The sequence below is a fragment of the Paraburkholderia atlantica genome, assembly GCF_009362785.1.
Lineage (GTDB): Bacteria > Pseudomonadota > Gammaproteobacteria > Burkholderiales > Burkholderiaceae > Paraburkholderia > Paraburkholderia atlantica.
The window spans coordinates 106,402-124,348 of the sequence record NZ_WHNQ01000010.1 but is presented as its reverse complement, the minus strand read 5'-3'; the positions used below and the strand labels follow the sequence as shown (position 1 = coordinate 124,348).

Below are 17,947 nucleotides of genomic sequence, written 5' to 3'. Positions count from 1 at the left end.
TCCGCGTAATCAATACCTTTAGACACAGTACAGATAGCTCTCGACGCGCCTCTCCGGCAACTCACGCCAGACAGGCACTCTCGCGGTGAACCAGGCATGACACTCGACATCACACAGTTCTATCAGACGTTCTTCGACGAAGCGGACGAACTGCTCGCGCAGATGGAGCAATTGCTGCTCAATCTCGACGTGGCCCGCCCGGACCCCGAAGACCTCGCGGCGATCTTTCGCGCCGCGCATTCGATCAAGGGCGGCGCGGCGACGTTCGGCTTCACCGCGCTCACCGAGACCACGCACATTCTCGAGTCGCTGCTCGATCGCGCGCGCAACAACGAGCTGGTGCTGCGCAAGGACATGATCGACACGTTCCTCGAAACCAAGGACGTGCTGTCCGGCCAGCTCGCCGACTACCGCGCGAGCGCCGAGCCCGACGCCGAGGTGGCGCGCGCGATCTGCGCGAAGCTCGAGCAGCTGCACGCGGAAAGCCGCATGGGCGGCGCGCCGGCGGCGGCAGCCGTCGAGACCGCGCCGGTCGCGGCGCAGCCGACGGCAACCCAAACAACAACACCAACAACCGCGGTACAGCAGCAAGGCGGCACCCCGCCCGAGCACGTCGTCGAACAGGCGGTGCAGATGGCGGGCGAATGGATGGACGGCGAACCGGCACAGACCGGGCAAGCCGCGGGCACGGACGACAGCGCCGGCCCACATCTGAAAATTACGCTACGGGGCGTGGGAGAGAAAGACCAGGAACTGCTCGCCGAAGAGCTGGGCAACCTGGGCAATATCGTCGGGCAGGTCAAGAGCGGCGGCGATCTGATGCTGTGGCTCTCGAGCGACGTACCCTCCGACGACATCATCGCCGTGTGCTGCTTCGTGATCGACGAAAGTCAGATCACGATCGGCCGTGGCACCGCGCCGGCGGACGACGCGCAGCAGGGCGAACCTGGAACGCCCGACGCTGCCGCCGCTCCGACGCCGGCGCAAACCGCGCCTGTCGCTCCCGCCGCTCCCGCGGCGCAAGCGCAAGCGCAGCCGGTCGCTCACGCGGAGCAAGCAGCATCGTCGAGTCCGGCGGCTCACACCGCTGCGCCCGCAAGCGCGGCCGGTCACGCCGACAGCATCGAGCCGCCGCCAGCACCACCCGCAGCGGCTCCGGCGGCAGCCAAACCGGCTGCGGCAGCGTCCGCCGAACACGACCGCAAGGCGGCCCGTCCGGCCGCCGCGGCGGCGAGCGGCGAAGGCAGCTCGATTCGCGTCGGCGTCGAGAAGGTCGATCAACTGATCAACCTGGTCGGCGAGCTGGTGATCACGCAGGCGATGCTCGCGGAGACCACCAGCACGTTCGATCCGGCGCTGCACGACCGGCTCTTCAACGGCATGGCGCAACTCGAGCGCAACGCGCGCGATCTGCAGGAAGCGGTGATGTCGATCCGCATGATGCCGATGGATTACGTGTTCAGCCGTTTCCCGCGTCTGGTGCGCGATCTCGCGGCGAAACTCGGCAAGGAGGTCGAACTCGTCACCTTCGGTCAGGCGACCGAACTCGACAAGAGCCTCATCGAACGGATCATCGATCCGTTGACGCACCTCGTGCGCAACAGTCTCGACCACGGCATCGAAACCGTCGAGGCGCGGCGCGCGGCGGGCAAGGATTCGACCGGTCAGCTGGTGCTGTCGGCGGCGCACCATGGCGGCAACATCGTCATCGAGGTCAGCGACGACGGCGCGGGCCTGCGCCGCGACAAGATTCTCGCGAAGGCGGTCAAGCAAGGCATGCAGGTCAGCGAAACGATGACCGACGAGGAAGTCTGGAACCTGATCTTCCTGCCGGGCTTCTCAACCGCCGAGCAGGTCACCGATGTGTCCGGTCGCGGCGTCGGCATGGACGTGGTGAAGCGCAACATCCAGTCGATGGGCGGTCACGTCGAGATCACGTCGCACGCGGGCAAGGGCAGCACCACGCGGATCGTGCTGCCGCTCACGCTGGCGATTCTCGACGGCATGTCGGTGAAGGTCGGCAACGAGATCTTCATCCTGCCGCTGAACTTCGTGATGGAGTCGCTGCAGCCGCAAGCCGAAGACATCTACACGGTCGCCAACGGCGAGCGGGTGGTGCGCGTGCGCGGCGAATACCTGCCGCTCGTCGCGCTGCACGAGGTGTTCAACGTGTCGGAGGCGAAGCAGGAGCCGACCCAGGGGATCGTCACGATCATGCAGACCGAGGGACGGCGCTTCGCGATGCTGATCGACGAACTGGTCGGCCAGCAGCAGGTGGTCGTGAAGAATCTGGAAACGAATTACCGCAAGGTGCACGGCATATCCGCGGCGACCATTCTGGGCGACGGCAGCGTCGCGCTGATCGTGGACGTCGCCGCGCTGAACCGCGAAACCCGTCATGCGCATGGGCATGCGCAGGCGATGAGCCTCGCGTGACGCATGCAGCAAACACGGTACTGACAGACATCGCAACACAACTTCAATTCAATTTATCCCAACCGTTTGGGGGCTAACGTGGCAGAAGTCCAATCCATCAATTCGAGCGTCGCAAACGCGAGCGGTACGAATGGCCGCCGCGACGCGCAGGCGGACGCCGGCGGTCAGGAATTCCTCGTCTTCACGCTCGGCGCGGAAGAATACGGCATCGACATCCTGAAGGTGCAGGAGATCCGCGGCTACGACAACGTAACCCGCATCGCCAACGCGCCCGAGTTCATCAAGGGCGTGATCAACCTGCGCGGCATCATCGTGCCGATCGTCGATATGCGGATCAAGTTCCATCTGGGCCGCGTCGAGTACGACCATCAGACCGTCGTAATCATCCTGAACGTCGCGCATCGCGTGGTCGGCATGGTCGTGGACGGCGTGTCGGACGTGCTGACGCTGACGGTCGACCAGATCATGCCGGCGCCGGAATTCGGCGCGACGCTGACGACCGAGTACCTGACCGGCCTCGGCACCGTCGACGGCCGCATGCTGATCCTGATGGACATCGAGAAGCTGATGACCAGCTCCGAGATGGCGCTGACCGAAACGCTCGGCGTCTGACGGCAAGCAGTAACGGAACCCGGCACAAGGAGCATCAACATGCTGAGCAGGTGGTCGATCCGCACATCGCTGACGATGGTGGGGATTCTTCTGGTGACGCTGACCGTGGCGGTCGGCGCGCTTGGGCTGACCGCGCTGAATCGCGCGAGCGGCTCGCTCGATCGCATCGCGCGCGGTGAACTGGTCGCGATTCATGCGCTCGACGACGCGTCGGCGTATTTGTTGCGCTCGCGCATCGCGATCGAACGCTTCAACACGCTGACGGCCGCCGGCAACGCGGACGAGGCGAAGAAGGCACTCGATCGCGCGCAGGAGCTGCTCGGCAAGAGCAATCAGAGCTGGCAGGCGTATCTCGACGCGCCGAAGCACGGCGTCGAGCAGCCCTTGCTCGACGATGTGCTCGCCAGGCATACGACGGTGATGCACGACGGCGTCGACGTCGAATTCGCCGCGTTGAACGCGAACAATCTCGACGCATATCATGCGGTCGCGGACACCAGGATCAGTCCGATGTTCATCGCCTACGACGCGGCCGCCGCCGCGGTGATCCAGGCGCTGCAGCAGAGCGTAGCCGATCAGGAGGCGAGCGCGCAGTCGAACACATCGCTGATGATCACGCTGATCAGCGTGATCACGGCGTTCGCGCTGCTGGTGGTGGTCGGCATCCGCTTCGCGCTGCGCGGGCTCATCGTGCAGCCGCTGAACGACGCGACCGCGTGCTTCGAGCGGATCGCCGCGGGCGACCTGTCCACCCCCGTCGAGGCATTCAGCAACAACGAAATCGGCCGTTTGTTCGCGGGCATCAAGCGGATGCAGGAAAGCCTCGCGACGATGCTGCGCGCGGTACGCAGCGGCACCGAGTCGATCGACACCGGCGCGCGCGAAATTGCGATGGGCAACACCGATCTGTCGCAGCGCACCGAGCAGCAAGCGGCGTCGCTGCAGGAAACCGCGTCGAGCATGGATCAGCTGACCGGCACCGTGCGGCAGAACACCGAGAACGCGCGCCAGGCGAGCCAGCTCGCCGTCAACGCGTCGGACATCGCGACGCGCGGCGGCGAGGTGGTGAGCCAGGTCGTCACGACGATGCAGGAGATCGCGACCAGCTCGAACAAGGTCGTCGACATCATCGGCGTGATCGAAGGCATCGCATTCCAGACCAACATCCTCGCGCTGAACGCGGCGGTCGAAGCCGCCCGCGCCGGCGAACAGGGCCGCGGCTTCGCGGTCGTCGCGGGCGAAGTGCGCAGCCTCGCGCAGCGCAGCGCGAGCGCCGCGAAGGAGATCAAGGAGCTGATCGGCGATTCGGCCGACAAGGTGAAGAGCGGCTCCGAACTGGTCGGCCGCGCGGGCACGACGATGGACGAAATCGTGCAGGCGGTGCGTCGCGTGACGGACATCATGGGCGAGATCAGCGCGGCGTCGGAAGAGCAGTCGGGCGGCATCGAGCAGGTCAATCGCGCGGTCGTGCAGATGGATTCGGTCACGCAGCAGAACGCGGCGCTGGTCGAACAGGCGGCGGCCGCGGCGGCGTCGCTCGAAGACCAGACGCGGCAGTTGCAGGCGGTGCTGAGCGGCTGGAAGGTGAGCGGCTCACCGGCGCGTCAGAGCGCACCGGCGACGCGTGCACAGAACTCCGCGCAGTTCGCCAAGGCGGCGCCGCAAGCGGCGAGCGTGGCGACTCCGGTGAACCCGGCTGGCGCGGGCAGCGAAGCGAAGGCGCCCGCGGCGGCGCCGGCGGCCCCGACCCAGCACGACGCAGCCGCACGCGTCGAACCGGCATTGAAGTCCTCCAGGCCGGCCGCAGCCGCGGCTCGCGTCACGACCGACACGCCCGCGCGCGCCGCTCCGGCGAGCCCGCCGAAGGCAAGCGCGGACGCGGATTGGGAAACGTTTTAGGCAACGGCAGAGTGATATGTGGTCAACCGGCATCGCGCCCGCGGATGGGCGAAGCATCGAAGCACGCGCAGCACGCGTGTCGCGAGCCGGCCGTATGTCGATGGCACTCGCGGGAGGGCGCGACCCCGCGAAGACAATTCCTACCTCCCAGGCAGTCCGGCTGGGCGGCGAGCGTGACGGCTCATATCGCAGACAGGAATTTTGATGATGGCAACGCGCGCAACACAACGTCCCGTACGGGCGGCGCCTGACGGCACGGAGCCGGCCAGGTCCGTCGAGACGGGACGCGATTTCGAATTCACGGCGGCGGATTTCGCCCGCATCCGCGATCTGATTCATCGCGTGGCGGGCATCTCGCTGTCGGACCACAAGCGCGACATGGCGTATAGCCGCCTCGCGCGACGCTTGCGGGCGCGCGGCATCGATACGTTCCGCCAGTATCTCGATCTGCTCGAAGCGGAAAACGATCCGGCCGAGTGGGAAGCGTTCACCAATGCGCTGACCACCAACCTGACCGCGTTCTTCCGCGAAGCCCATCACTTTCCGATCCTCGCCGAGTTCGTGCCGCGCCGTTCGCAACCGGTGTCGGTGTGGTGCTCGGCGGCATCGACGGGCGAGGAGCCGTACTCGATCGCGATGACGCTGATCGAGGCGCTCGGCGAGACCGGCGCGCGCCAGGCGTCGGTGCTCGCGACCGACATCGACACCCAGGTGCTCGCGAAGGCCGAGGCCGGCGTCTACCAGTTCGACCAGGTCAAGCACCTGTCGCCCGAGCGCCTGAAGCGCTTCTTCCTGAAGGGCACGGGCGCGCATGCGGGGATGGTCAAGGTGCGTCCCGAAGTGCGCGCGCTCGTGCGCTTCGAGCAATTGAACCTGACCGATCGCGATTACCAGTTGCGCACGCAGTTCGACGCGATCTTCTGCCGCAACGTGATGATCTATTTCGACAAGCCGACGCAGGCGCAGGTGCTGACGCGCTTCGAGCCGCTGGTGAAGCCGGGCGGCCTGCTGTTTGCCGGCCATTCGGAAAACTTCACGTACGTGACGCAGGCGTTCCGGCTGCGCGGCCAGACCGTCTATGAACTGACGCGCGACGCCAGCGGCGCGCGCGCGCCGTCGCGCGGCCACGCGCATGACGCGCTTCAATCGAGCGGGGTGGCCGCATGAGCAGCACGCTGCCGATCGCTTCGAACCTGTACTACGACAACCACTTCCAGCGCCCCGGCGTGAAGCTGTTGCCCAACGAGTTCTACACGACGAGCGAAGACATGGTGCTCGTGACCGTGCTCGGCTCGTGCGTCGCGGCCTGCATCCAGGACCGCACCGCGGGCATCGGCGGCATGAATCACTTCATGCTGCCGGACGACGGCGCCGACGTCGCGCAGGCCGCGTCGGACTCGATGCGCTACGGCGCGTACGCGATGGAAGTGCTGATCAACGAACTGATCAAGGCGGGCGGCCGGCGCGAGCGCTTCGAGGCCAAGGTGTTCGGCGGCGGCGCGGTGCTCGCGGGTATGACGACGATGAACATCGGCGATCGCAACTCGGAGTTCGTGCGCCGCTATCTGGCCACCGAAAAGATCCGCATCGTCGCCGAGGACCTGCAGGGCTCGCATCCGCGCAAGGTCGCGTTCATGCCGCGCACCGGTCAGGTGATGGTGAAGAAACTGCGCTTGCAACAGGAAGCGGGCGTCGCCGAGCGCGAACAGGCGCTCGTGCGGCAGAGCGCCGAAGCGCGCGCCGAGCGGCTCGCCGCGGCGCGCAGCCGGGTCGAGCTGTTCGCGAAGCCGGCCGCCGCGCGGCCGAAAATCGAACTGTTCGGCGCGAGCCCGCGCCCGATTCATTCCAACAACGCCAGAACCACAGAGGAGGCGTGAGCGCTGTGCAAAAGATCAAGGTATTGTGCGTCGACGATTCGGCGCTGATCCGCAGCCTGATGACCGAGATCATCAATGGCCAGCCGGACATGACGGTGGTGGCGACGGCGCCCGATCCGCTCGTCGCGCGCGAGCTCATCAAGCAGCACAACCCGGACGTGTTGACGCTTGACGTCGAAATGCCGCGCATGGACGGCCTCGATTTTCTCGAGAAGCTGATGCGTCTGCGGCCGATGCCGGTCGTGATGGTGTCGTCGCTGACCGAGCGCGGCAACGAAATCACGCTGCGCGCGCTCGAACTCGGCGCGGTCGATTTCGTGACCAAGCCGAAGGTCGGTATTCGCGACGGCATGCTCGACTACGCGGAAAAGCTCGCCGACAAGGTTCGCGCGGCGGCCCGCGCGCGCGTGCGCCAGGCGGCCCCCGCGCAGCATGCGGCCGCGCACGCGGCGCACGCGACGGTCGGCTCCGCGCCGCTCTTCAACAACCCGCTGCTCAGTACCGAGAAGCTGGTCATCGTCGGTGCGTCGACGGGCGGCACCGAGGCGATTCGCGAAGTGCTGGTGCCGCTGCCGCCCGATGCGCCCGCGGTGCTGATCGCGCAGCATATGCCGCCGGGCTTTACGAAATCTTTCGCGCAACGCCTCAATGGTTTGTGCCGGATTACCGTTAAAGAAGCAGAGCACGGCGAGCGGGTGCTGCCGGGGCACGCGTACATCGCGCCGGGCCACGCGCATCTGTTGCTCGCGAGGAGCGGTGCGAACTATATTGCGCATCTGTCCGACGACCCGCCGGTGAACCGGCATCGTCCGTCGGTCGATGTGCTGTTCCGCTCGGCCGCGCAGCATGCGGGCAAGAACGCGGTCGGCGTGATTCTGACCGGCATGGGGCGCGACGGCGCGGCCGGTCTGCTGGAGATGAAAAAGGCCGGTGCCTACACACTGGCGCAGGACGAAGCGAGCTGCATCGTGTTCGGCATGCCGCGCGAGGCGATCGCGCTCGGCGCGGCCGACGAAATCGCCTCGCTGCCGGACATGAGCCGGCGCGTGATGGCGCGTTTGTCGTCGATGGGTGACCGCGTTCAGCGGGTATGATGCGTGCCGGATGGAATGACGCGGTTCAACGCCGCAACATGGATCAAGCAAAGGGATAGAAATGGATAAGGGAATGAAGATTCTGGTGGTTGACGATTTTCCGACGATGCGCCGGATCGTCCGCAACCTGCTGAAGGAACTGGGCTACTCGAACGTCGACGAGGCGGAAGACGGCCAGGCCGGTCTCGCGCGTCTGCGCAGCGGCAGCTACGAGTTCGTGATCTCGGACTGGAACATGCCGAACCTCGACGGCCTCGCGATGCTGAAGGAAATCCGCGCCGACGCGAGCCTCGCGCATCTGCCGGTGCTGATGGTGACGGCCGAGTCGAAGAAGGAGAACATCATCGCGGCGGCGCAGGCCGGCGCGAGCGGTTACGTCGTCAAGCCGTTCACGGCCGCGACGCTCGACGAGAAGCTCAACAAGATCCTCGAGAAGATGGCGAAAGCCGGGAGCTGACGTGACGCCGCCGACCCAAACGCCTGGCGCCGAAGCGGGCAACGATAGCGGCGACTTCGCGTCGGACCGCATCCTCGCGCGCATCGGTCAACTGACGCGCACGTTGCGCGATTCGATGCGCGAGCTCGGGCTCGACAAGCACGTCGAGCGCGCGGCCGAAGCCGTGCCCGACGCGCGCGATCGGCTGAAGTACATCGCCAACATGACCGAGCAGGCCGCCGAGCGCGTGCTGTCGGCGATCGACATCGCGAAGCCGATCCAGGAGCAGTTGCAGAAAGACGCGGGCACGCTCGACGCGCGCTGGGAGCAGTGGTACGCGGCGCCGATCGAACGCGAGGAAGTGCGCGCGCTGATGAACGACACGCGCACCTTCCTGCGCGGCGTGCCCGACTCGACCAGCGCGACCAACTCGCAGCTGATGGAGATCATGCTCGCGCAGGACTTCCAGGATCTGACCGGCCAGGTGATCAAGAAGATCACCGAGGTCGTCTATCTGATCGAGCAGCAGCTGCTCGGCGTGCTGGTCGAGAACATCGCGCTCGAGAGGCGCGAGCAGTTCGCGGCGCACGCGGCGGCCCTGAAGGCCGAGGTGTCGTCGACGGGCAGCCCCGAGCATCTGCTCAACGGTCCGCAGATCAATCCGGAAGGCAAGACGGATGTGGTCCAGGATCAATCGCAGGTCGACGATCTGCTCGCTAGCCTCGGTTTCTGAGCAAGCGATTAGGCCCGGCAAGCGCGCCGGGCTGGTGGTTTCTCCGCGATTTACGCCAAACACGCGTTCAATTAGCACCGACTCCCGATCTTCCGTACGATTTCCTGCTAGTAATAGTCGGTAAGTCGCACATGCGGGCGCACCTTGCGCCGGCTGAAAGAATCCGCAGGCATACTACGAGGTCAAAGCGGTACGGCACCCGGCCCGCGCAACGCCGGGCAGTCGCGTGGTGAGGACATCCCTCAGCATTGCGGCCGCGGCGGTGCCGTATCATCTGCCTAAAAGCGGCCGCTTCGAGCAATCGGCGAAGCGTACCGCGGCCCGGGAGGAATTTCTCATGTGGAGTCGTATTGGTCGCGCCGGAGTCACGGCGCTCGTGTTGCCATGTTCGTTACTGGCCCTGACGGCCGCGCAGTCAGCCCATGCAGCGCTGGGCAGCGCGCCGCTTACCCCCCCGTCCGACGCGTCGGTATCGTCCCGTGTGGTGCAGCCCGCCAGCGGATCATCGCAAAGTGTGATGCGTTCTCAAGCGAGCGGCGCATCTTCCACCTCTTCCACACCCGCTTCCTACACGGTACGCGAGACCACGTTCGGCAACGGCACCGTGGTGCGCGAATATCTGAGCACCAGTGGCGCGGTATTCGGCATTGCGTGGCGTGGTCCGCAAATGCCGGATCTCAATGATCTGCTCGGCAGTTATTTCCCGCAGTACGTGGCCGGCGTGAAGGCCGCTCGGGCCGCGCGCGGCAACGCGCGCGGGCCGGTCGCCGTGAACGACAGCGACATCGTGGTGCGTTCGGGCGGCCATATGGGCGCGTTCAGCGGCGTCGCGTGGCTGCCGTCGGCGCTGCCGGCCGGCGTCAGCGGTTCCGACATCCAGTAACGGCGAGGACGACGATGCGAATCATGCTCACGACCGCGAATCTGAAAGGCTGGATGCAGGCCGCGCTTGCCGTGCTGCTGGCGGCGACGCTCGTCGCCTGCGGCGGAGGCGGTGGCGGTGGCGATGACAACTCCGGTTCCAACAATGGCGGCGGCACGTCGAACGGACTGAACGGCGGTTCGCTGCCGCCCAGCCCGACCCAGCAGCCGATCTCCGCGAACGCGTCGAACACGGTGCCGATCACGGTCGGCCGGGGCGCGGCCGGCGTCATCAATATCCCGACCGTCAGCGTGACGATCTGCGCGCCGGGCTCGACCACCAACTGCCAGACCATCAACAACGTCCAGCTCGACACCGGCTCGTTCGGCTTACGCGTGGTCAGTTCCGTGCTCAATTCGACGCTGCTCGGCGCGCTGCCGGTCAGCACGATCGGCAGCAACGGCGCGCAGCTCGCCGAGTGCGCGACGTTCGCGGACGGCTTCACGTGGGGCTCGGTGCGCACCGCGGTCGTGACGATCGGCGGTGAAACGACGACCGGCGCGATCCCGTTGCAGATCATCGGCGACAAGCCCACGAGCACGGTACCCACGCGCGGCTGCGGCAGCGGCTCGCCCGAAAACACGGTCAGCGATCTGGGCGCCAACGGCATTCTCGGCGTCGGCACCGCGCTGACCGATTGCGGCGCGACGTGTGCGAACCCGTTGACCGCGGCGACCTACAGCAACTACTTCGCCTGCCCGAACGGCACGTCGTGCACGCGCACCGCGGTGCCGCTCACGCAACAGGTGGCGAACCCGGTCGCGAACTTCCCGCTCGACAACAACGGCGTGATCGTGCAGATGGCACCCGTGTCGAACTTCGGGCAGGCGTCGGCGACCGGCACGCTGGTGTTCGGCATCGGCACGCAGGGGAACAACCCGCTTGCCGCTGCGCAGGTCTTCACGACCGACCCATTCGGCAACCTCAACAACAGCACATTCAATGGCACGACGGTCCAGGCGTTCCTCGATTCCGGCTCGAACGGCTATTTCTTCACCGATAGCTCGATCACGCTGTGCGGCAGCCAGTTCGCGGGCTTCTATTGCCCGTCGTCGGCGCAGACCCGCACGGTCACGCTGGTGGGCTTGAACAAGGTGTCGGCGGTCGCGAGCATCGGCATTCTGAGCGCGCAGACGCTGTTCGCGAACGGCAGCAACTTCGCGTTCAACAACCTCGCCGGTCAGATCGGCGTCAACGCCAGCTTCGACCTGGGTCTGCCGTTCTTCTACGGCCGCCACGTGTACTACCACATCGACCAGACCGCGAGCGGCGGTCCCTCCCCGTTCGTCGGCTACTGAGCCGCACGTCGATCCGAGGCCGGACGGCGCGCGCGAGACACGCGCGAGCCGTCCGGTCATCCGTCGAAATACCCCCGTTTCTCCTCCTTTATCCGCCGATCGGCGCTTGCGTCGAGCAGGAATAATCGCTCTCACTGGAAAGAGGCGCCGTGCCTCGGCCGACTGGAGAGCTTTGTGGCAGAGGACAGCGACCTCGAAAAAACCGAATCAGCCACCCCTCGGCGCCTGCAGAAGGCGCGCGAGGAGGGGCAGATCGTGCGTTCGCGGGAGCTGTCGACCTTTGCGCTGCTCGCGGCCGGCTTCTACGGTGTATGGGGCATGTCGGGCAACATCGGCGAGCATTTGCAGAACATGGTGCGTGCGTCGCTGATGTTCAACCATGCGAGCGTGTTCGACACCAACCGCATGCTAATCGGCGCGGGCACGGCAGGTCGCGAAGGACTGTACGCGCTCGTGCCGGTACTCGGCGTCACCGGACTGGCCGCGCTGCTCGCGCCGATGGCGCTGGGCGGCTGGCAGCTGTCGGCGAAGGGGCTCGAACCCAAGTTCAACCGGCTGAACCCGATCGAGGGCTTCGGCCGCATGTTTTCGATCAACGGACCGATCCAGCTCGGCATGTCGCTCGCGAAGACGCTGGTGGTGGGCCTGATCGGCGGCACGGCGATCTGGAATCGGCACGAGGAATTCCTCGCGCTCGCGACGCAGCCGCTCGAAGTCGCGCTCGCCAACTCCATGCATCTGATCGCGGTGTGCTGCGGCATGACGGTGGCCGGCATGTTCGCGGTGGCCGCGCTCGACGTGCCGTATCAGCTGTGGTCGTTCCACAAGAAGCTGCGCATGACGAAGGAAGAAGTGAAGCGCGAGCATCGCGAGAGCGAAGGCGATCCGCACATCAAGGGCAAGATTCGCCAGCAGCAGCGCGCGATCGCGCGGCGCCGCATGATGGCGCAAGTGCCGAAGGCCGACGTGGTCGTGACGAACCCGACGCACTTCGCGGTCGCGCTGCAATACACGGACGGCGAGATGCGCGCGCCGAAGGTGGTCGCCAAGGGCGTGAACCTCGTGGCCGCGCGGATTCGCGAGATCGCCACCGAAAACAACGTGCCGCTGCTCGAAGCGCCGCCGCTCGCGCGGGCGCTGTATCACAACGTCGATCTGAATCGCGAGATTCCGGGGCCGCTCTATGGCGCGGTCGCCGAAGTGCTCGCGTGGGTCTATCAGCTGCGCCGCTTCAAGGCCGAAGGCGGCGACGTGCCGCTCGCGCCGACCGAACTCGACGTGCCGCCGGAACTCGACAAGGGCGCCGTGTCGGACCAGGACGCCGCCGAAGAAGCCGCCGACACGCTGAACCCGACCGCCGACAACGCCAACGACGCCACTAGCGGCGACAACAACGGAGCCTCCGCATGAACGCTCGCGCCGGTTTCCTCGCCCGACGGCCGGATGCGCTGAGCAGCACCAACCTGCGCGCCCTCGCCGGGCCGGTGCTGATCTGCATGATCCTCGGCATGATGATTCTGCCGTTGCCGCCGTTCCTGCTGGATCTGCTGTTCACGTTCAACATCGCGCTGTCGGTGATGGTGCTGCTCGTCAGCATGTACACGATGAAGCCGCTCGACTTCGCCGCGTTCCCGAGCGTGCTGCTGTTCTCGACGCTGCTGCGGCTGTCGCTGAACGTCGCCTCGACGCGGATCGTGCTGCTCGAAGGCCATACCGGTCCCGACGCGGCCGGCCAGGTGATCGAGTCGTTCGGCCACTTCCTCGTCGGCGGCAACTTCGCGGTCGGTATCGTCGTGTTCGTGATCCTGATGGTGATCAACTTCATGGTGATCACGAAGGGCGCGGGGCGGATCGCCGAAGTGTCCGCGCGCTTCACGCTCGACGCGATGCCCGGCAAGCAGATGGCGATCGACGCCGATCTGAACGCCGGCCTCATCAACGAAGAGCAGGCCCGCAAGCGTCGCACGGAAATCTCGCAGGAAGCCGAGTTCTACGGCTCCATGGACGGTGCGAGCAAGTTCGTGCGCGGCGATGCGATCGCCGGTCTGCTGATCATGGTGATCAACATCATCGGCGGGCTGATCGTCGGGATGGTCCAGCACGACATGACTTTTGCCGCGGCGGGCAAGAACTACACGCTGCTGACGATCGGCGACGGCCTCGTCGCGCAGATTCCGTCGCTGGTGATTTCGACGGCGGCCGGCGTGATCGTGTCGCGCGTCGCGACCAACGAGGACATCGGCACGCAGCTGACCGGCCAGCTCTTCACGAACCCGCGCGTGCTGATGATCACGGGCTGCATTCTCGTGCTGATGGGCCTGATCCCGGGCATGCCGCACTTCGCTTTCCTGATTCTGGGCGGCGGCCTGATCCAGCTCGGCCGCACGATGAAGAAGCGCAACGAGGAGCGCAAGAACGCGCCGGCGCTCGTCGACGTCGCGCCGGCCGCGCTCGCACCGGTCGAAAACGCCGAGGCGAGCTGGGACGACGTGACGATGATCGACACGCTCGGCCTCGAAGTCGGCTACCGGCTGATTCCGCTCGTCGACAAGAACTCGGACGGCGAGTTGCTCAAGCGGATCAAGAGCATCCGCAAGAAGTTCGCGCAGGAAATCGGCTTCCTGCCGCCGGTCATTCATATCCGCGACAACCTCGAATTGCGGCCGAACGGCTATCGGATCGCGTTGAAGGGCGTCGAGGTCGGCTCGGGCGAGGCGTATCCGGGCCAGTGGCTCGCGATCAACCCGGGCCAGGTATCGGCCGCGCTGCCGGGCACGCCGACCCAGGACCCGGCGTTCGGCCTGCCCGCGATCTGGATCGATACGAACCTGCGCGAACAGGCGCAGGTGTACGGCTACACGGTCGTCGATTCGAGCACGGTGGTCGCGACGCACCTGAATCACCTGGTCGTCACGCACGCGTCGGAGCTGCTCGGCCGCCGCGAGGTGCAGTCGCTGGTCGAGCGGATGCAGAAGGACACCGCGTCGCTGGTCGACGATCTGGTGCCGAAGATGCTGCCGCTCACCACGCTGCAAAAGGTGCTGCAGAACCTGCTCGAAGAAGGCGTGCCGATCCGCGACATGCGCACGATCCTCGAAGCACTCGCCGAACACGCGACCAAGCTCACCGATCCGCACGAGCTGACCGCCGCGGTGCGCCTCGCGCTGGGTCGCGCGATCACGCAGCAGTGGTTCCCCGGCACCGCCGACATGCAGGTGATGGGGCTCGACGCGAACCTCGAACGGGTGCTGTCGCAGGCGCTGTCGACCGGACCGAACCCGGGCCTCGAACCGGGTCTCGCGAATACGCTGCTCACCGAAACGCAGAAGGCGATGATGCGTCAGCAGAACCTCGGCCTAGCACCGGTGCTGCTCGTGCAGCACGCGCTGCGGCCGATGCTCGCGCGCTTCCTGCGCCGCAGTCTGCCGCAGCTGAAGGTGCTGTCGTATGCGGAAGTGCCCGATACGCGCAACGTCAAGGTGGTGAACCTGATCGGCGCGCACGGCTGACGCAGGCCGCTCGCTCGTGGCAGTCGATACGACGAAAACCGGCGCTCCAGTGGGGCGCCGGTTTTCGTTTGCGCTTCCGGTTCCGCCTGCCGGCGAATCGGTAAAAACGCCTTTGCGGGCCTCGTCAAACGGTGTGTCTGCCGTGTGTCCATCGCGCGAATTGCCCACTTTTAACGGTCTTTATCCATCGATCGTCGCCCGACGCGTTTCGCAATAATTGATCGCATTGGGAAGCGGTGTATTGCCGGTCCGTCAGTCCGTATACCTCATCGGGGGTCCAGCTTGAACATTCGTAAATTTGTCGGTGCTACCAGTCGCGATGCGTTGCGTCTCGTTCGCGAAGCACTTGGCCCCGATGCAGTCGTGCTGTCGAATCGTACGATGGACGACGGCAGCGTCGAAATCGTCGCGCTCGCCGACAGCGACCTCGCCGCGCTCACGCCGAAAGCGCGCGAAGGCGCGCAGGCTGCGGCGCTAGGCATGGGCTCGGGTGCGGCATCGACTGGGGGGCCGCGCGGCTTGTCCGCGGCGCCGATGAATCCGTATGCGAGCGCCATGCCGGACGTGTTTTCGTCGGTGTTCGGCGCGAGCCCCGAAGCGGGTGCCGAAGCGATGACGGCGAACGAGCCGGCGAATGCGGCCGCGGATCTCATGGGCGGCTCGGCGAACAAGACGGCGCTCAATTCTGCAGTCAGCCAGGCGGCCGACATGCTGTCCGCGAGTGAAGCAGCATCTGCCTCGTTGCCCGCCAATTCGCCAGCTGGTCCGGCGATGCTGGGTACGAGCGGCGCGCCGGCGGCCAGCGCGACAGGCGCCGCGCCCGTAGCGAGCCAGCCCGCTTCTGCCGCAACTTCCGGCGCGAGCGCCCGCGCCGCGGCCACGCGCCTGTCGAAAGACATCCGCGCGGATCTGCTGAAGGCCGCCGGCGTGCCGGTACCGCCGGCTGTCGCATCGAGCGAGGCCGCCGCGCCGCGCACGATGGCCGAATCGAATCCGTGGCTCATCGATCACGCGCGCCGCATCGCGGCCGAGCAGCAGCAACAGGACGGTCAATACAGCGCGCGTCCCGCCGCGATGACGCCCGCCGTCGCGACCGCCAAAGGCCTCGGCAGCGCGGTCGACGCGCGGCCGGTGATCGATACGCCCGACTGGGCACGCGAAGCCGCCGAAGTCGCCGCGCGCCGCACCGCGCAGAAGATCGCGCCGGCGTCCTCCAGCGATGAAGGCCGCACGCCGGCCGCCGTCGCCGAAGCGATCAAGGGGCGCATGGAGCAGGTCGTCAAGGACACCGTGATGAACGAGCTGTCGTCGATGCGCGACATGATGGAAGAGCAATTCGCGGGTCTGCTGTGGGGCGATCGACAGCGCCGCAGTCCCGCGCGCGCCGCGCTCACCAAGCATCTGTTCGCCGCCGGCTTTTCCGCGCAGCTCGTGCAGATGCTGGTCGACAACCTGCCCGAAGCCGTCGACACGATGGACGGCGGCATGGACTGGGTGCGCTCGGTGCTCGAATCGAACCTGCCGGTGATGGAGAACGAAGACGCGCTGATGGAGCGCGGCGGCGTGTTCGCGCTGATGGGGCCGACCGGCGTCGGCAAGACGACGACCACGGCGAAGCTCGCCGCGCGCTGCGTGATGCGCTTCGGCGCGAGCAAGGTGGCGCTGCTGACGACGGACAGCTACCGCATCGGCGGTCATGAGCAACTGCGCATCTTCGGCAAGATTCTCGGCGTTTCGGTGCACGCGGTGAAGGACAGCGCCGATCTGCAACTCGCGCTCTCCGAATTGCGCAACAAGCACATCGTGCTGATCGACACGATCGGCATGAGTCAGCGCGACCGCCTCGTGTCCGACCAGATCGCAATGCTGAGCCGCGCCGGTCAGCCGGTGCAGCGTCTGTTGCTGCTCAACGCGACGAGCCACGGCGACACGTTGAACGAAGTCGTGCAGGCCTATCAGCGCGCGCCGGACCAGCAGCCGCTCGCCGGCTGCATCCTGACCAAGCTCGATGAAGCGACCAACCTCGGCGGCGTGCTCGATACGGTGATCCGCTACAAGCTGCCGGTGCATTACGTGTCGACCGGACAGAAGGTGCCGGAGAACCTGTACGTCGCGACGAAGAAATTCCTGATCAAGAGCACCTTCTGCATTCCGCGCGACAACTCGCCGTTCGTGCCGCACGACGACGACATCCCTGCTTTGCTGTCCTCGCTGTCCGCACGTTCGACGGCCGAGCTGCACGAGGTTCGCTTTGGATAAGTTCGGTTCAGATCAAGCCGAAGGGTTACGGCGGATGCTCGCGCGCGGCGGTGCGCGCGTGATCGCGTTGGCGGGCGCCTCGTCGGGCGTCGGCAATACGACCGTGGCGGTGAATCTCGCCGCGGCGCTCGCGCAGCAGGGTAAGGACGTGCTGGTGATCGACGAATGCGTCGGTGAGAACTCGGTGAGCGCGATGCTTGGCGGCTTGCGCGGCGCGGGCAACTTCGCGGCGGTGATGCGTGGCGACACGCCGGTCGATTTCGCCGCCGCGCGTCACCCGCTCGGTTTTTCGGTGCTGGCCGCGTCGCGCAACAACCGCGAGGGACACACGGAGGCCGAACTCGGCGTGTTGCTCGGCGGTTCGGCCGACATCGTGCTGATCGACGCGCAGCTCGATGTTGAAGGGCATCTGTCGTCGCTTGCGAAACAGGCGCACGACGTGATGATCGTCGCGCGCATGTCGGGCGAGGCGATCACCGACGCGTATGCGTGCATCAAGCGGTTGCATTACGCGCACGCGATCGCGCAGTTGCGCGTGCTCGCGAATCACGTGCAAAGCACCAACGACGCGCAAGCCGCGTTCGCGAAGCTCGCCGGCGTGGCCGGTCGTTACCTGACCGTCGCGTTGGAACACGCCGGCTGCATCGCGGCCGACGTGCGCATGGCGCGCGCGCTCGAGCTGTCGCGCTGTGTGGTCGACGCGTTTCCGTCGACCCCGGCCGCGCGCGACTTCCGCCATCTCGCCGCCGAATTGCAGTACTGGCCGATGCGGCCAGCGATGTCGTCGCAAACGCCTTGGCGGGCGCCTGCGACAGTTACAGCGGCGCACCACGCCGACCAACCGTCCGCGCATCACGCTTAAAAGGCGTGCA

At 66.4% G+C, this 17,947-nt stretch carries 14 protein-coding genes; all 14 read left to right on the top strand.

Annotated elements, in window-relative coordinates:
• The first annotated feature begins 96 nt into the window (after nt 1-96).
• The 14 genes from cheA (at nt 97) to GCT19_RS16865 (ending at nt 17,937) form a co-directional block, all read left to right on the top strand.
• Nucleotides 97-2,436 (top strand): chemotaxis protein CheA, encoded by a 2,340-nt coding sequence (cheA, locus tag GCT19_RS16930; protein ID WP_152852576.1) that lies wholly within the window; start codon nt 97-99, stop codon nt 2,434-2,436.
• A 78-nt stretch (nt 2,437-2,514) separates the two neighbouring features.
• Entirely contained in the window at nt 2,515-3,048 is a 534-nt protein-coding gene (locus GCT19_RS16925; protein WP_013090900.1) for a chemotaxis protein CheW, read from the top strand.
• A gap of 39 nt (nt 3,049-3,087) precedes the next feature.
• Nucleotides 3,088-4,947 (top strand): methyl-accepting chemotaxis protein, encoded by a 1,860-nt coding sequence (locus GCT19_RS16920; RefSeq protein ID WP_018432497.1) that lies wholly within the window; start codon nt 3,088-3,090, stop codon nt 4,945-4,947.
• Nucleotides 4,948-5,151: 204 nt separating this feature from the next.
• Nucleotides 5,152-6,114, top strand: a complete 963-nt coding sequence (locus GCT19_RS16915) for a CheR family methyltransferase (RefSeq protein WP_152852575.1) — start codon at nt 5,152-5,154, stop codon at nt 6,112-6,114.
• Nucleotides 6,111-6,824 (top strand): chemoreceptor glutamine deamidase CheD, encoded by a 714-nt coding sequence (gene cheD / locus GCT19_RS16910; RefSeq protein WP_152852574.1) that lies wholly within the window; start codon nt 6,111-6,113, stop codon nt 6,822-6,824. Before GCT19_RS16915 ends, cheD begins: the two co-directional genes overlap by 4 nt.
• 5 nt (nt 6,825-6,829) lie before the next feature.
• Nucleotides 6,830-7,918 (top strand): protein-glutamate methylesterase/protein-glutamine glutaminase, encoded by a 1,089-nt coding sequence (locus tag GCT19_RS16905; RefSeq protein ID WP_026228102.1) that lies wholly within the window; start codon nt 6,830-6,832, stop codon nt 7,916-7,918.
• 61 nt (nt 7,919-7,979) lie between these two features.
• Nucleotides 7,980-8,375: a chemotaxis response regulator CheY gene (gene cheY / locus GCT19_RS16900; protein ID WP_008923965.1), complete on the top strand. Its 396-nt coding sequence runs from the start codon at nt 7,980-7,982 to the stop codon at nt 8,373-8,375.
• A 1-nt stretch (nt 8,376) separates the two neighbouring features.
• Nucleotides 8,377-9,087: a protein phosphatase CheZ gene (cheZ, locus tag GCT19_RS16895; RefSeq protein WP_013090895.1), complete on the top strand. Its 711-nt coding sequence runs from the start codon at nt 8,377-8,379 to the stop codon at nt 9,085-9,087.
• Nucleotides 9,088-9,424: 337 nt separating this feature from the next.
• Nucleotides 9,425-9,970, top strand: coding sequence for a DUF2844 domain-containing protein (locus GCT19_RS16890; protein ID WP_026228103.1), 546 nt, complete (start codon nt 9,425-9,427; stop codon nt 9,968-9,970).
• Between the two features lie 14 nt (nt 9,971-9,984).
• On the top strand, nt 9,985-11,307 hold the full coding sequence (locus GCT19_RS16885; protein ID WP_152852573.1) for a DUF3443 domain-containing protein: 1,323 nt from the start codon (nt 9,985-9,987) through the stop codon (nt 11,305-11,307).
• Nucleotides 11,308-11,481: 174 nt separating this feature from the next.
• Nucleotides 11,482-12,717 (top strand): flagellar biosynthesis protein FlhB, encoded by a 1,236-nt coding sequence (flhB, locus tag GCT19_RS16880; RefSeq protein WP_176367761.1) that lies wholly within the window; start codon nt 11,482-11,484, stop codon nt 12,715-12,717.
• Complete coding sequence (flhA, locus tag GCT19_RS16875) at nt 12,714-14,816, top strand: flagellar biosynthesis protein FlhA (protein ID WP_018432505.1); 2,103 nt, start codon at nt 12,714-12,716, stop codon at nt 14,814-14,816. The genes flhB and flhA overlap by 4 nt, the downstream gene beginning before the upstream one ends.
• 282 nt (nt 14,817-15,098) lie before the next feature.
• A complete protein-coding gene (gene flhF, locus GCT19_RS16870; RefSeq protein WP_152852571.1) occupies nt 15,099-17,075 on the top strand; it encodes a flagellar biosynthesis protein FlhF in 1,977 nt (658 codons plus the stop codon).
• Nucleotides 17,068-17,937: a MinD/ParA family ATP-binding protein gene (locus tag GCT19_RS16865; RefSeq protein WP_026228106.1), complete on the top strand. Its 870-nt coding sequence runs from the start codon at nt 17,068-17,070 to the stop codon at nt 17,935-17,937. Before flhF ends, GCT19_RS16865 begins: the two co-directional genes overlap by 8 nt.
• Nucleotides 17,938-17,947: the final 10 nt, after the last annotated feature.